The following is a 13,798-nucleotide window of genomic DNA, read 5'->3' on the forward strand; positions in this document are numbered from 1 at the left end:
CCTCCTCCCCCTCACACCGATGACCTCGATCTCCTGCCACAGTCGCAAATTTACAGATATTCAAGCGATTATTTTTGATAAAGACGGCACCCTCGAAGACTCTGGCGACTATCTTCGCAATCTCGCCCAAAAACGATCGCGACTGATCGATGCTCAAATCCCTGGTGTCGGCGAACCACTCCTGATGGCATTTGGGGTGCATGATGGTGCGCTAGATCCAGCCGGATTGCAGGCGGTGGGTAGTCGGTATGAAAATGAAATTGCGGCGGCGGCGTATATTGCCGAAACAGGTAGAAGCTGGAGTGCGGCTCTAGAGATCGTCCGTGGAGCTTTTAGCGAAGTCGATCGAGTGATGGAATCTACCCCCAATGCGATGTTTCCTGGGTGTCAGGAAGCGATCGCCTTTTTCGCAGGTGCGGGGCTAAAATTGGGCATCGTTTCAGCGGCGACGACTAGTCAAGTTGTCAAATTTGCTCATTATCACAAGTTACAATCTCACTTCCAGGTGCTTTTGGGTTCCGATCTTCAGTTCGCCAAACCCGATCCGCGCTTGTTTCAATTTGCCTGTCAGGAACTCGGCGTAAATCCCGCTCAAACCCTGATGATTGGTGATAGTAGCTGGGATATGATGATGGGCAGTCAAGGCGGTGCTTTGGGCTGTATCGGCATCTCCTGGGGGCGATCGATGAAGCCTTTAACTATGGCAGATATCTCGATCGAGGATTTATCCCAGTTACAAATTACTATCTAGTTGTGACAAGACTCTCACCTATAATTGAGACAAGCTTTTTAAACACTTAACCCAGCAACAGCAATGGTTAAAACACCCTCCCAGCAGCGGCGTATCCCACCACTAGAAAATGGCGACAGGCTCACTCGTTATGAATTCGAGCGACGCTATGATGCCATGCCAAGTCTCAAACAAGCCGAATTAATCGAAGGAGTTGTCTACATGGCTGCTGCGCTGCGCTTTAGGAGTCACGGGCAACCTCATGCCAAGCTGATGACATGGCTGGGAAATTACACCGTTGCGACTCCAGGAGTTGCGCTTGGGGATGCGCCGACGGTACGGTTAGATTCAGATAACGAACCTCAACCCGATGCCGTATTGCTAATTGAAGCACAATCCGGCGGTCGATCGCGTGTGAGTGAGGATGACTATATCGAAGGGACACCAGAATTGGTAGTAGAGATTGCCGCGAGTAGTGCCGCGATCGATCTAGGTGACAAGAAACGCGCCTATCGTCGCAATGGTATCCCCGAATATATCGTCTGGCAAGTATGCGATCGCCAAGTGGATTGGTTTTGTCTAGAAGCAGGGGACTATGTATCTTTACCTGTAGATGCGGATGGGACGATTCGCAGTCGAGTATTTCCAGGGTTGTGGCTGGCAGTAGAGGATTTACTCGCTGGAAATATGGTGCAAGTTTTGGCAGTGTTGCAGTCAGGGTTAGCAGCAGCAGAGCATGATGTTTTTGTGCAGCAGTTGTCGCAAGTAGGCGACTAGTATAAGTCAAACAGAAAATATAGACCTGTAGGTTGGGTAGAGTGAAGCGAAACCCAACTTACAATTACTTAATGAGCGAATTAAAATCTTATTAATATGTCGGTTTGGCAGAAATAAAACGATCGGTAGCTCAGTGTCCTGACGGTACAGTAATTCGATCGAGTACCGATTTGAAAAATTGGAGAAGCGATGATGCTTGCCTGCAAATCGATATTATCAAAGATAGTCTATTTATTTGCTCTGTATGTAGCTCAAACTTGTCAGATGTATGGAATTTTGAATAATGACGGGCGATCGTTGCGGGGTAGTCTGGTCTGGATTAAGATGGTGAATGAGACTGCCTATTGAGATGCTGGCAACTATGAACATCCTCCTGACCCCAGAGCAAGCAGAAATCATCCACCAAAAACTCCAAAGTGGTCGTTACCAAAATGTGGATGATGCGATCGATCGAGCCATTCAACTTCTAGATGAGTGGGATGATGATACCTGCATGGAAGATCCGGCTTGGATTGCTAATACTCAGCACAAAGTAGACCTTGCGATTGATTCTCTGGTGGCAAATGGTGGTACTGATGGCACCACTGTCGTCAATCTGCTGTTGGACAAGTTTCGGCAAGCGCGTCAAGTATGAGTCAATATGTTATTTCTGATGAAGCAATTGAAGATCTAGATCGCATCTCGGAATACTTTCTCAAAACTAACGTAGAAGCTGGCGAACAATTTATCCAAGCCTTTAATACCAAATGCCAGCAATTGGTGAGCTTTCCCAAGCTAGGGCGCAGCTATAGCCATATTCGATCGGATGTATGTGGTATCTCGCTCCGAGGGTTTATTATTTTATACCAGACATCTGGAGAATCGGAAACACTTGATATCGACATCCTGAGAGTTGTCAGCGGTAGGCGCGATCTAAATTCGATCTTTTCAACAGATTAAATATCATCAATAAGTTTGGGAGCAAGTATTGATAACATCCCAGTCGATAAATCTGAAGGCATCAATTATGAATGTTGCACAGTAGGGGTAGGTTAATATCCTAAATACTAGTTTAAAAGATCTGAAGAATCGTCAAGATCTCTATCCATAGCATCGAGTTCTAAATAAGAGCAGAGAATTGACTGAACTTGGCGAATTTTGTCAGTACTCAATCTGCCTAACTGTTGCACCAATCGCTGCTTGTTAAAAGTCATCGGATCGACACAAATAATTAAGCTATCGGTAGTTAAACCATTAGTGGGGTTGGGTTCGATCGGGACAACTACAGGGAGGAGTCGATTGTCTGGAGCATCAGATATAATTGGTAGGATAGTTACCTTCCGTCGCTGATTAAAGAGTGTCCCAGACACAATCATCACTGGGCGGGGCTGGCGAATTTTATTACCAATCTGGGGATCGAAATTGACTAGCCAGATACTTCCCAGTCGGTAATTGTGACTTGTTGCCATTCCTCGTCCTCAATCGATGTTTGTGCGTCCAAAGTTAAGCAAGCCGATAAGATTGCGTGTTGCTGCTGTTTTTTTTGCCAAGCTGACAGCAATGATTCAATTAGTTGGCTGCGGTTGACTACTCGCTCATCAACATAGCGCACCAGTTCGTTGGGCAATGAAATGGATATTTTCACGATCGGTTGCTTACTGCCACTCGTTATACTACCCATCATACGACCATCAAGCCCACTCGATCGCGAAATTTTTCGGGATCGATGTGAGTACGTAGCATGAAGCAATTATTGCAGGGTAGTTTACAATGATCTAGTCGAACGGCTTGCCGTCTACGACAGTAATCGAGTAAGTAGAAAAAACCCAAAGCAACATGACTAAGTTTGTATTCGTCACTGGTGGCGTAGTTTCGAGTATCGGCAAAGGGATTGTCGCAGCTAGCTTAGGACGATTGCTCAAATCACGCAATTATTCGGTCTCGATCCTCAAGCTCGACCCTTATATCAATATCGATCCTGGTACCATGAGTCCCTATCAGCATGGGGAAGTATTTGTGACCAAAGATGGAGCGGAGACAGATCTAGACTTAGGACATTACGAGCGATTTACCGACACATCGATGTCCCGCCTCAATTGCGTCACGACGGGAGCGATTTATCAAGCAGTAATCAATAAAGAACGCCGTGGCGACTACAATGGCGGCACAGTACAGGTAATTCCCCATATTACCAACGAAATCAAAGCCCGAATCGATCGCGTTGCCAAGAATACCAACCCCGATGTCGTCATCACCGAAATCGGTGGTACCGTCGGCGATATCGAGTCCCTCCCTTTCCTCGAAGCAATTCGGCAATTTCGGAAGGATGTCGGACGACGAAACGTAGTATACATGCACGTTGCGCTCGTGCCGTGGATTTCGACCGCTGGAGAAATGAAAACCAAGCCAACACAGCACTCAGTTAAAGAATTAAGATCGATCGGGATTCAACCAGATATCCTCGTCTGTCGCAGTATCCAGCCACTTCCCCAAGGAATTAAAGAAAAGCTGTCAGAATTTTGTGATGTACCTGTAGAGTGCGTGATTAATGCGCCCGATGCTGGGAGTATCTATGAAGTGCCCCTAATTATGGAACGCGAAGGACTGGCAACACAAGCGATCGAACTACTCCAGCTCGAACAACGCACCCCCGATCTGACTCAGTGGCAGCATTTAGTCGATCGAATGCAGACATCTACTCAGGAGGTCAAAATCGCCCTCGTCGGTAAGTATACCCAACTCGGCGACGCATATCTATCCGTCGTCGAAGCCCTCAAACATGCCGCGATCGCCTCAGGTGCTAAGGTAGAAATCGTCTGGGTTAATTCTGAAGATCTTGAGTGCGATGGTGCGGCTAGATACCTCGCAGACGTGCAAGGAGTTGTCGTACCAGGCGGGTTCGGTATTCGCGGCGTAGAGGGTAAAATTGCCGCCATTGAGTATGCACGGGAACATCAGATCCCGTTCTTGGGATTGTGCTTGGGAATGCAGGCGGCGACGATCGAATGGGCGCGAAATGTAGCTAAACTCGATCGAGCCAATAGTTCGGAATTCGATCCGCAGACTCCCAATCCGGTGATCGATTTACTCCCCGAACAGCAGGATGTCGTCGATCTGGGTGGGACGATGCGGTTGGGCTTGTATGCCTGTAGACTGGAGCCAAATAGCCTCGCGCACCAGCTTTATCAGCAAGAAGCGATCTACGAACGCCATCGCCATCGGTATGAGTTCAATAATGCCTATCGCAAGCTGTTCCTCGATAGTGGTTATCTCGTTAGCGGTACCTCTCCCGATACACGCCTAGTGGAAATCATCGAACTACCCGCGCATCCGTTTTTTATCGCCACTCAATTCCATCCCGAATTTCAGTCTACGCCCAGTTTGCCGCATCCTTTATTCACTGGTTTGATGTCCGCAGCTTTAGCGAGAATTGTGGATACAGTTTCCGTGTTGGAGCATCGTCTTCCCGAACTGTCTTTCGATCGAGTAGATTAGATGCTTTAGTAGGGATTTTGAGTGGCGGCGTAGTTGAGGAAAGTAGCAAGATGGCGTTAATCGTTCAAAAATACGGGGGGACATCAGTTGGTTCCGCCGAGCGGATTCAAGCAGTCGCACGGCGAGTAGTTGAGACTGTCAAAGCTGGCAACCAATTGGTAGTAGTCGTCTCAGCGATGGGCAAAACCACCGATGGTTTGGTAAAGCTGGCACACGAGCTATCGAGTGAGCCGTCCCGCCGCGAATTGGATATGCTGCTAGTGACAGGCGAACAAGTGACGATCGCATTATTGAGTATCGCCATTCAGGAGTTGGGACAACCCGCGATCTCGCTTACAGGTGCCCAAGCAGGTATTTTTACTGAAGCCGAGCATACTCGGGCGCGGATTTTGGAGATCGTGCCCGATCGCGTCGAACGCCATCTCAAAGAGGGTAAGGTGGTAGTAGTCGCTGGATTTCAGGGCGTCATTGCGACGGAAGATCGGGAGATTACAACTCTCGGTAGAGGTGGCTCGGACACCTCGGCTGTCGCCCTCGCTGCCGCGCTCAAAGCCAGTGCCTGTGAGATTTACACCGATGTACCAGGGATTTTGACCACCGATCCGCGGATTGTCCCAGCGGCACAACTGCTCACCGAGATTACCGCCGATGAAATGCTCGAACTCGCCAGCCTGGGAGCGAAAGTATTGCATCCTCGCGCTGTCGAAATTGCTAAAAATTATGGCGTACCGCTCGTCGTGCGATCGAGTTGGACGGATGAGCCAGGGACATGGGTAATGTCCCCAGTGCCGCGATCGCGCTCTCTGACTGGCTTAGAAATTGCTCGATCGGTAGATGCCGTTGAGTTTTCCACCAATCAAGCCAAGATCGCCCTGTTGCAGGTACCCGATCGCGCAGGGATTGCCGGACAATTATTTGGGGCATTAGCCCGCGAACATGTCGATGTCGATCTGATCGTCCAATCGATTCACGAAGGCAATACCAATGACATTGCTTTTACCGTCAACAAACAAGCCAGCAAACTCGCCCAGGCGGTCGCTGAAGCCATCTCTCCCGTCCTGCATGACAACTTTGTTCCCAGTCACGATCGCGTCCTCGTAGCGGGCGATATTGCCAAAGTGAGCATCGTCGGCGCAGGGATGATTGGTAGACCAGGAGTAGCCGCTCAAATGTTCAAAACCCTGGCAACTGCGGGGATTAATATTCAGATGATTTCGACTTCCGAAATCAAAGTCAGTTGTGTGATTGCTGCTGCTGATAGCGATCGGGCGATCGCCTCACTCTGTCAGCAGTTCGAGATCTCCACCTCATCCAACGAGCACGATCGCCAGCACCCCAATGCACCCTCAGTCCGTGGCGTCGCTCTCGATCTCGATCGCGCGAGATTGGCGATCCTCCAAGTACCCGATCGTCCAGGTATGGCGGCAGAGTTATTTGGGATTTTGGCAGCAAATAATATCAGCTTGGATGCGATCATTCAGTCGCAACGCACTCGCGTCATCGCTGGAGTAGCTACGCGGGATATCGCCTGTACGGTTGCCCAAGGTGATGCCGCCGATGCCAAGCGCGCACTCGAAGCATCTGTCGCGCAGCTAGGCTGTGGCGCAGTAGTAGTCAACAAATCGATCGCCAAAGTGAGCATCGTCGGTGCAGGGATGATTAGCAACCCAGGGGTAGCAGCCAAAATGTTTAATTGTCTCGCTGAGGCTGGCATTAATATTCAAATGATTTCCACATCTGAAATTAAAATTAGTTGCGTAGTCTCGCAATCCCAAGGTGTCGATGCTCTCAAAGCCATCCATCAGGCATTTGGATTAGGCTAGAAGGGAGGCTTTCAAGATCGGGGATAAGCTCCAATCCCCAAGTCTCCCAGTCTCCCAGTCTCCCAGTCCCCCAACTCCTCTCCTCCCGTGGGTTTAGCTCCAACTATCAAGTCCATATCTGTTGATGAAATTGAACCGATCGTCATCCTCGATCGCTTATGCTTTGGAGGGTTGTGGTCGATCGATAGTTATCGGCGTGAATTAACCAACGACAATAGCCATTTTATCGGCAGCTCGATCGATCCGCACCTAGAGCCAGAAACCGCTGGTTTAATTGGTTTTGGCTGCTTCTGGGCGATTTTGGATGAGGCTCACATCACCTTACTTGGCGTCCATCCCCGCTATCAGCGGCAAGGATTGGGACAACAGATCCTCAGCGCATTACTCACCAAAGCACGCGCGATCGAGATGGCACGCGCCACTCTCGAAGTCCGCGCTTCCAATGACGGTGCCATTCGTCTCTACGAAAAATACGGTTTCCAAACCGTCGGACGTCGCAAGAAATACTATCAAGACACTGGCGAAGATGGCGTCATCATGTGGCGGGGTGGTTTACAACATCCCAATTTTACCCTCGTCGAAAATCAGCCGCTCATTTAATTTAATCGATCGCTAATTTGTAACAGGTTTCAACTAATGATGTTCAAAATTTATTTGAACTGAGATTAATTCATGATATGGTGTTTAACTAGAAATTCAGGTGTATTTATGAGCAGATTTTTGGTTAATTCTAGTTGGATATTGTGTGCTGGGATGTTGGGTTCATTGTGCCAAAGTGCGATCGATAACACAGCCGCGATCGCCGCTACTAATATCTCGCAGCAACAGCCCATCCAAAATATCGGATTGTTAGCAGTAAATAAGGATGCAAAAATAATTACAACTCCTACTGGTTTAAAATATACCGTCCTCAAAGCAGGTAAAGGAGCTAACCCAAAACCAGGACAAACTGTTATCGTTCACTATACTGGTACGCTCACCAATGGAAAAAAATTCGACAGTTCTCGCGACAAAGGTCAACCTTTTAGTTTTATAGTCGGTCAAGGACAAGTAATTCCAGGTTGGGATGAAGCTCTACTGACGATGAAAGTTGGCGAGAGACGTAAGTTAACTATTCCACCCAAATTAGGCTATGGAGTGGCAGGTGCTGGTGGTGTAATTCCACCGAATGCAACGCTAGTCTTTGATGTCGAACTGCTCAAGATTAGTAATTAGAAATTGTCAGCGCGATCGAAATAAGTGTTTCATCGTAAGTTGGTGTTTATTTTCAGCCCAACTTACGAGTCTAAATTTAATTATTGAGGACGATTGAAGAGATATTCTTTAATTTGATTTTGCTCTAAGCGTTCTTCTGACATTGAAGGTTAAACTCAAAGTATTGGTGATATATGTGATTAAATAATATCACAGCCTTTCGCTTGCATTCAAGGTCGTTATCAGAGAAATAGTTTCAAAATATAAGCTCGACATTAGCGTTAAACTAAATCATCTTCAAAAACAAACAAGCCTCGAGCGAGCGAGACTTGTTGGCAGATTAGATTAGGAGAATGCGATTCTCCAAAGGAGAGGCTACGCCAACGATCGAGACGATTTAAGTCTCATCGGTAGTTACGTCTGTTGCAGCATCGTCTGTTGCAGTAGCTTCAACATCTTCAGTGACTTCTGCATCTGCGGCTTTGATGACTGGCGGCTTTGCCTTGCTGGGTTTTGGACCTCTCATGAGGGCGAGATTTTCTGGTGCTCTGGGTTCGTCTCTTTTGTTTGAGTCTCTTTTGCCACCTTTGTCCGCACCGCGATTAGCACTACTGCTCTTCTTACTGGGAGCTTCAGAAGGTTTGGGGGTACCGTCACTCTCAACAGGTGGATTTTGACGATCGGCTTTCTTGATTGGACGGTCTACCATTGTTCGGTTTTGAATTACTACTTATATTTTAGCTTGTGAGGGCGCGCTCTCCATGCTCACATCTTGCACCAATGCATAGATACTATATTTGAATCGAAACTAATTCCAAAGCCAACCCCTGAGCAGCCAGTAGATCTCGTTTACTCTCGACCTCTATCAGTAGCAAGCTGATGGCGATCGCTGGCACTAACTGCTGTAGTGTTAACAATTGTCCAGCTCCTGGAGTACCTGTTTTCTGGTCGCACGAATTACTGCTCTAGTTGGCCATCCATATTCATTGAGTTTAAGGCTACCACCCAAATTTGGACTAATTAGACTTTTGTCAGTCAACCAGGATGCTGGTGGTACAACCAGCTCTAGTTACTTTTTTAAAGCATAAATTAAAATAACTTTATTTATTTCATAATTTCCTTGCGTTTATCATACCTTTCAAATGTGGAGAAATTGTGAGCTATTTGCAATCTACTTTTTGATTGATTCAACAAAATAATATCTCAAAGCCTGTCTGGGAACTATCAATGCGTCTTGAGGTGGAGTATTTATTGGCATAATTTATATATAAAATAATATAAAAATTATCATTGTATTTTCTATTTTATTAAGATGTTTCTATCTATGCCTTTAGAGAGAGTGCTTTAGATATTTAGGTGGTTAACTTGAAGGTATCGATTACCTCCGGTAGGCTACGCCAACGATTAATTAAACTCTACTACCCATTTCGCCTCCGCCTGCACAGAGTCTACAATCACGGAGTCTACCACAATGATGCCTACAATCGCCTATCCTGAAACCAAACGCGTCGATGTCGCCGAGCAGCCTTTCGGGCAGAAGATCGCCGACCCCTATCGCTGGCTGGAAAACGACGTTCGCAGCGACAAGGAAGTCGCCGCCTGGGTCGAATCGCAGAATAAGGTCACTAATGCTTATCTGGGTACGCTGCCAGGGCGAGATATCTTCAAGAACCGACTGAAGCAGTTGTACAACTATGAGCGGTTCACCATTCCGGTCAAAAAGGGTGGACGGTATTTCTACCGCCATAATTCCGGACTTCAGAACCAGCAGATCCTCTATGTCCGCGACAGCGTGGATGGCGCAGGGCGAGTGCTAATCGATCCCAACACTTGGGCGAAGGATGGGACGACCGCGCTGGCTGAATGGTCGGCTGCCGACGATGGAGCGCAGCTAGCTTATGCGGTGCAGGATGGCGGCACGGACTGGCGCACCATTCGGGTGCTGGATGTCAACACGGGCAAGGTGATGGGCGATGAGGTCAAATGGGCAAGGTTCACCACTATCGCCTGGGCGAAGGACGGCTCCGGCTTTTTCTACGCTCGTTTCCCTGAACCGAAGCAGGGCAAAGCGTCCCAGGGAAACGTGGAAAATCATGCCGTCTATTTTCATGCGATCGGTATGCCCCAGACCCAGGATCGGCTAGTCTATGCAACTCCCGACCAGCCGACCATAGTGCATTCCTTAGTGAGCGTAACCAAAGACGGGCGTTACGTCACGATCTTTTCTACGCCCGGTTCCTTGGTAGCCAACTTACTGACGGTGGTAGACCTGAATAGTGCCGACTGGAAACCACGCAGGCTCGTCAATAAGCTCGATTATTTATGGGGCGTTGTGGGCAATGTGGGGACGAAATTCTTCTTAGAAACCACCAAGGATGCACCCCGCCTCAAGGTAGTGACGATGGACATCGCTGCCGCCGATCCGGTGGTTAGAGATGTGGTGCCAGAACAGGACTCGGTGCTCAACGGCGCATCATTAGTCGGCGGGCGATTGCTGCTGTCCTATCTAGTTGACGTGAAAACGGAGGTCAGGCGTTATACTCTCGATGGCAAGGCTGACGGCGTAGTGAAGCTGCCCGGTATTGGCACCGCGATCGGCTTTGAGGGCGGCGAGGACGACAAGGAAACCTTCTTCGGCTTCACCAGCTTCAACGCTCCGGGCATTATCTATCGGTACGATGTCGCTAGCAACACAGCGCGCGTATGGAGCTTGGCAAAAGTGGCGAGCGATCTCAACCGGATCGCGGTCGAACAGCGTTTTTACACCTCGAAGGATGGCACCCGCGTCCCGATGTTTATCGTCCGGCGCAAAGATGTGACCGCTCCAGCACCGACCCTGCTCTATGCGTATGGAGGATACGGACTGATCGACCCCCCTGCATTCTCGCCGGAGCGGCTGGCGTGGGTCGAACAGGGCGGGGTGTTCGCGATCGCCTATATTCGCGGTGGCGGAGAATATGGTCGGGCATGGCACGAAGCGGGTCGTCGTCAGAACAAGCAAAATGTGTTCGATGACTTCATCGCTGCTGGCGAATATCTAAAGGCACAGGGGATCGCGTCCCAAGACGGCTTGGCGATTCAGGGCGCATCGAATGGCGGACTTCTAATCGGCGCAGTGGTCAATCAACGACCGGATTTGTTCGCCGCCGCGCTGCCCCAAGTCGGTGTGATGGACATGCTCCGCTTTGACAAGTTCACAGCCGGAAAATTGTGGGTAGACGAATATGGGTCTGTGGCAAAAGAAGCAGATTTCCGTAACCTTTTCAAATATTCGCCTTATCACAACATCCACTCCGGCAAGGCATATCCCGCGATCCTCGCCACCACCGCCGACACGGACGATCGGGTGGTGCCAGGACACAGCTTCAAATATGTCGCCGCGCTCCAAGCGGCGGATATCGGCTCCAAGCCGCACCTCGTTCGCATTGAGACACGCGCGGGGCATGGAGCGGGCAAGCCTGTGGACAAGGCGATCGAGGAAACGGCGGATCTGTTGGCTTTTGCCGCTCATTGGACGGGGTTGAAGGTGAAGTAAGCGAAACGTTGGCGTAGCCTACCGGGGGTAATCGCCGCCTTTTTCCAAGATTCCAATACCTGCGAGACGGATAACTGTCGATTACTAGGGTTATTTGCCACCAAGAATTTAATCACCTCATACCAACCTCACACCAATATGCAAACATTCGGAATTATCGGCTTCACGTTTAGAACAATACTTCGGACAGTTTTTTTAGACGGTTCTACAAGGCTTGCAGAGCTTATGGTTCAAGGATTGGTCTACTTTTTCAAAATTAGACCGTTTTATTCACGTTCAAACTCAACCACACAGGATTCATCATCATGAACAAACTCGAAGGAAAAGTTGCACTTGTCACTGGCGGCACCAGCGGCATTGGTCTTGCCACTGCCAAACGCTTTGTCGCTGAAGGTGCCCATGTCTTCATCACGGGTCGTCGCCAAACTGAATTAAAGATCGCCAAGTTCGCGTCAATGCCATCAGTCCTGGCACGGTGCCGACTCCTGGTTACGATGGTTTAGGACTGAGCGATCGGCAGTTGCAGGAATTTGTGGACAGCCAAGCCGCTACTATCCCGCTGGGACGAGTCGGCACACCCGATGAGATCGCCAAAGCCGTTGTCTTTCTTGCTTCAGATGACAGCAGCTTTGTCAACGGTATTGAGCTGTTTGTCGATGGCGGCATGGCACAGATTTGACGGCTGTTTATTGTTTATTACCGCAGCCATGACGATTCTCCTTCGGAGAGGCTACGCCAACGGCGGTGGATGTATGTGAGTAAGCACTGCGATCGTCGCGATGCCCGACGTGCTGCCCACCGATTGGAGCGGCGTGGTTATCGAACCTACGTTTGAGTCAGTCGAGAAGTCTATGGTGGCATGAATCGAGGCTAATATCTGCAATCGTCGCGGAAACGGCTGCCTGAACCTATCAGCAACTTAAATCAACAACTAGATCGAAGGAGTTTATAACCATGTCTCAACGTTTCTCTAAAGACCAATCTCCACAACGACCACCTCCTCCCAATACCGAACACCCGCTTCGGCGATTTCTTCGCAAGCCCTTTCAGATCGTTCGCGACAGGAACTATCGTCAGGGTTACGTGCGTGGGCTACAACAGCTCGGTTGGCTGAGCCTGTCCGCGCTCCCACTGTTCATAGTCGGCGCGATCTGGGAGGCGTTCTCACTCCGCTACCTGATTCAGCCGCTGACCCAATGGTTGTTGTAGCGTCTTCCACTGCGCGAGGGCGACTGGGAAAAACTGATGGTCAACTCTACAATTTTAAGGTGGTGAATAAAATGATTAAGTGCCAAGATTTTGCGCCTCGGATTACTAAAAAGTCTGTTGAGGTTCACATTACAACATCAACAGGCACTCTCTATGGCACACAGATTATTCCAACGTCTAATGTGCCAGAGCCAGTGGTGCTGCTCGTTGCGGGTTCAGGTCCGACCGATCGCGATGGAAACAATCCTCTAGCTGGGCAGAATAACAGCCTCAAACTACTAGCTGAAGGATTAGCCGATCGCGGCATTGCCTCGATTCGATACGACAAGCGCGGTATTGGGGAAAGTTTAGCCGCAGGACTTGAAGAAGCCGATCTGCGTTTCGATACCTATGTTGAAGATGCTGCACTCTGGATTCAGCAATTGCAGGCAGATTCTCGTTTCTCAAGCGTTACCGCGATCGGTCACAGTGAAGGATCTCTAATTGGAATGCTGGCGACTCAAAAAACTGGAGCAGATGCTTTTGGATCGATAGCAGGACCTGCTCGAACTGCATCACAAGTTTTACGAGATCAACTGCGACCTAAATTGCCAGACGAATTATGGCAACAGAATGAGCAGATTCTTGCTGCTCTAGAGCAAGGTAACACAGTGGCCTCTGTTCCACCAGAATTAGACACGCTCTACAGATCGAGCGTCCAACCCTACCTCATTTCCTGGTTTCGCTATACCCCTGCCCAAGAGATTAGGCGTCTCACTGTACCTATTCTAATTGTTCAAGGAACAACTGATATCCAAGTGCCTGTCAGTGAGGCGCAAGCCCTGAAGATGGCTAAGCCGGATGCGGAGCTTAGAATTATTGAGGGGATGAATCATGTCTTAAAAGCTGTTCCATTAGATCCTAAACAGCAAAATGCTCTAAGTACAGGACAAAAGTTGTAAAGCTTGATGGAACTGGGTTTGCAGCTGCTCAATATTCAATAGCACCCTCCGCAGATAGTCAAAACCATACCGAAAAATACTCTTGGCTTTCCGCCCATGCTTTTTGATGACAATC

Annotated in this window: 14 protein-coding genes and 1 pseudogene; 12 read left to right on the top strand and 3 right to left on the bottom strand. The window is 48.9% G+C overall.

Annotated features, from left to right (window positions below; translation table 11 throughout):
- The first annotated feature begins 19 nt into the window (after positions 1 to 19).
- The 4 genes from ACEW9I_RS10060 to ACEW9I_RS10075 all read left to right on the top strand — a co-directional run bounded on the left by ACEW9I_RS10060 (position 20) and on the right by ACEW9I_RS10075 (position 2,446).
- A complete protein-coding gene (locus ACEW9I_RS10060; protein WP_373540211.1) occupies positions 20 to 751 on the top strand; it encodes an HAD family hydrolase in 732 nt (243 codons plus the stop codon).
- 63 nt (positions 752 to 814) lie between these two features.
- Positions 815 to 1,507: a Uma2 family endonuclease gene (locus ACEW9I_RS10065; RefSeq protein ID WP_373540212.1), complete on the top strand. Its 693-nt coding sequence runs from the start codon at positions 815 to 817 to the stop codon at positions 1,505 to 1,507.
- 331 nt (positions 1,508 to 1,838) lie between these two features.
- Complete coding sequence (locus tag ACEW9I_RS10070) at positions 1,839 to 2,141, top strand: type II toxin-antitoxin system ParD family antitoxin (RefSeq protein ID WP_373540213.1); 303 nt, start codon at positions 1,839 to 1,841, stop codon at positions 2,139 to 2,141.
- Positions 2,138 to 2,446 (top strand): type II toxin-antitoxin system RelE/ParE family toxin, encoded by a 309-nt coding sequence (locus tag ACEW9I_RS10075; protein WP_373540214.1) that lies wholly within the window; start codon positions 2,138 to 2,140, stop codon positions 2,444 to 2,446. Before ACEW9I_RS10070 ends, ACEW9I_RS10075 begins: the two co-directional genes overlap by 4 nt.
- Before the next feature lie 107 nt (positions 2,447 to 2,553).
- Here ACEW9I_RS10075 and ACEW9I_RS10080 read toward each other — a convergent pair whose 3' ends face one another.
- Entirely contained in the window at positions 2,554 to 2,955 is a 402-nt protein-coding gene (locus tag ACEW9I_RS10080; protein ID WP_373540215.1) for a type II toxin-antitoxin system PemK/MazF family toxin, read from the bottom strand.
- Positions 2,913 to 3,131: a type II toxin-antitoxin system ParD family antitoxin gene (locus ACEW9I_RS10085; RefSeq protein ID WP_373540216.1), complete on the bottom strand. Its 219-nt coding sequence runs from the start codon at positions 3,129 to 3,131 to the stop codon at positions 2,913 to 2,915. The genes ACEW9I_RS10080 and ACEW9I_RS10085 overlap by 43 nt, the downstream gene beginning before the upstream one ends.
- Before the next feature lie 191 nt (positions 3,132 to 3,322).
- Here ACEW9I_RS10085 and ACEW9I_RS10090 point away from each other — a divergent pair, with 191 nt between their 5' ends.
- The 4 genes from ACEW9I_RS10090 to ACEW9I_RS10105 all read left to right on the top strand — a co-directional run bounded on the left by ACEW9I_RS10090 (position 3,323) and on the right by ACEW9I_RS10105 (position 8,019).
- The gene (locus ACEW9I_RS10090) at positions 3,323 to 4,981 is read left to right on the top strand and encodes a CTP synthase (RefSeq protein ID WP_373540217.1); all 1,659 of its coding nucleotides are present in this window, start codon (positions 3,323 to 3,325) and stop codon (positions 4,979 to 4,981) included.
- 50 nt (positions 4,982 to 5,031) lie between these two features.
- Positions 5,032 to 6,804, top strand: a complete 1,773-nt coding sequence (locus tag ACEW9I_RS10095) for an aspartate kinase (protein WP_373540218.1) — start codon at positions 5,032 to 5,034, stop codon at positions 6,802 to 6,804.
- Positions 6,805 to 6,891: 87 nt separating this feature from the next.
- Positions 6,892 to 7,404, top strand: coding sequence for a ribosomal protein S18-alanine N-acetyltransferase (gene rimI, locus ACEW9I_RS10100; protein WP_373540219.1), 513 nt, complete (start codon positions 6,892 to 6,894; stop codon positions 7,402 to 7,404).
- A 108-nt stretch (positions 7,405 to 7,512) separates the two neighbouring features.
- On the top strand, positions 7,513 to 8,019 hold the full coding sequence (locus tag ACEW9I_RS10105) for an FKBP-type peptidyl-prolyl cis-trans isomerase (RefSeq protein WP_373540220.1): 507 nt from the start codon (positions 7,513 to 7,515) through the stop codon (positions 8,017 to 8,019).
- 376 nt (positions 8,020 to 8,395) lie between these two features.
- Here ACEW9I_RS10105 and ACEW9I_RS10110 read toward each other — a convergent pair whose 3' ends face one another.
- Positions 8,396 to 8,707: a hypothetical protein gene (locus ACEW9I_RS10110; RefSeq protein WP_373540221.1), complete on the bottom strand. Its 312-nt coding sequence runs from the start codon at positions 8,705 to 8,707 to the stop codon at positions 8,396 to 8,398.
- 762 nt (positions 8,708 to 9,469) lie between these two features.
- Between ACEW9I_RS10110 and ACEW9I_RS10115 the strand changes: the two genes are divergently transcribed.
- The 4 genes and pseudogenes from ACEW9I_RS10115 to ACEW9I_RS10130 all read left to right on the top strand — a co-directional run bounded on the left by ACEW9I_RS10115 (position 9,470) and on the right by ACEW9I_RS10130 (position 13,683).
- Positions 9,470 to 11,533, top strand: coding sequence for a prolyl oligopeptidase family protein (locus tag ACEW9I_RS10115; RefSeq protein WP_373540222.1), 2,064 nt, complete (start codon positions 9,470 to 9,472; stop codon positions 11,531 to 11,533).
- 305 nt (positions 11,534 to 11,838) lie between these two features.
- Positions 11,839 to 12,212 (top strand): annotated as a pseudogene (locus ACEW9I_RS10120) (SDR family oxidoreductase).
- 275 nt (positions 12,213 to 12,487) lie between these two features.
- On the top strand, positions 12,488 to 12,742 hold the full coding sequence (locus ACEW9I_RS10125) for a hypothetical protein (protein ID WP_373540223.1): 255 nt from the start codon (positions 12,488 to 12,490) through the stop codon (positions 12,740 to 12,742).
- Entirely contained in the window at positions 12,730 to 13,683 is a 954-nt protein-coding gene (locus ACEW9I_RS10130) for an alpha/beta hydrolase (RefSeq protein WP_373540224.1), read from the top strand. The genes ACEW9I_RS10125 and ACEW9I_RS10130 overlap by 13 nt, the downstream gene beginning before the upstream one ends.
- Positions 13,684 to 13,798: the final 115 nt, after the last annotated feature.

Origin of the sequence: Chamaesiphon sp. (assembly GCF_041738855.1) — a bacterium.
Taxonomy (GTDB): Bacteria; Cyanobacteriota; Cyanobacteriia; order Cyanobacteriales; family Chamaesiphonaceae; genus Chamaesiphon.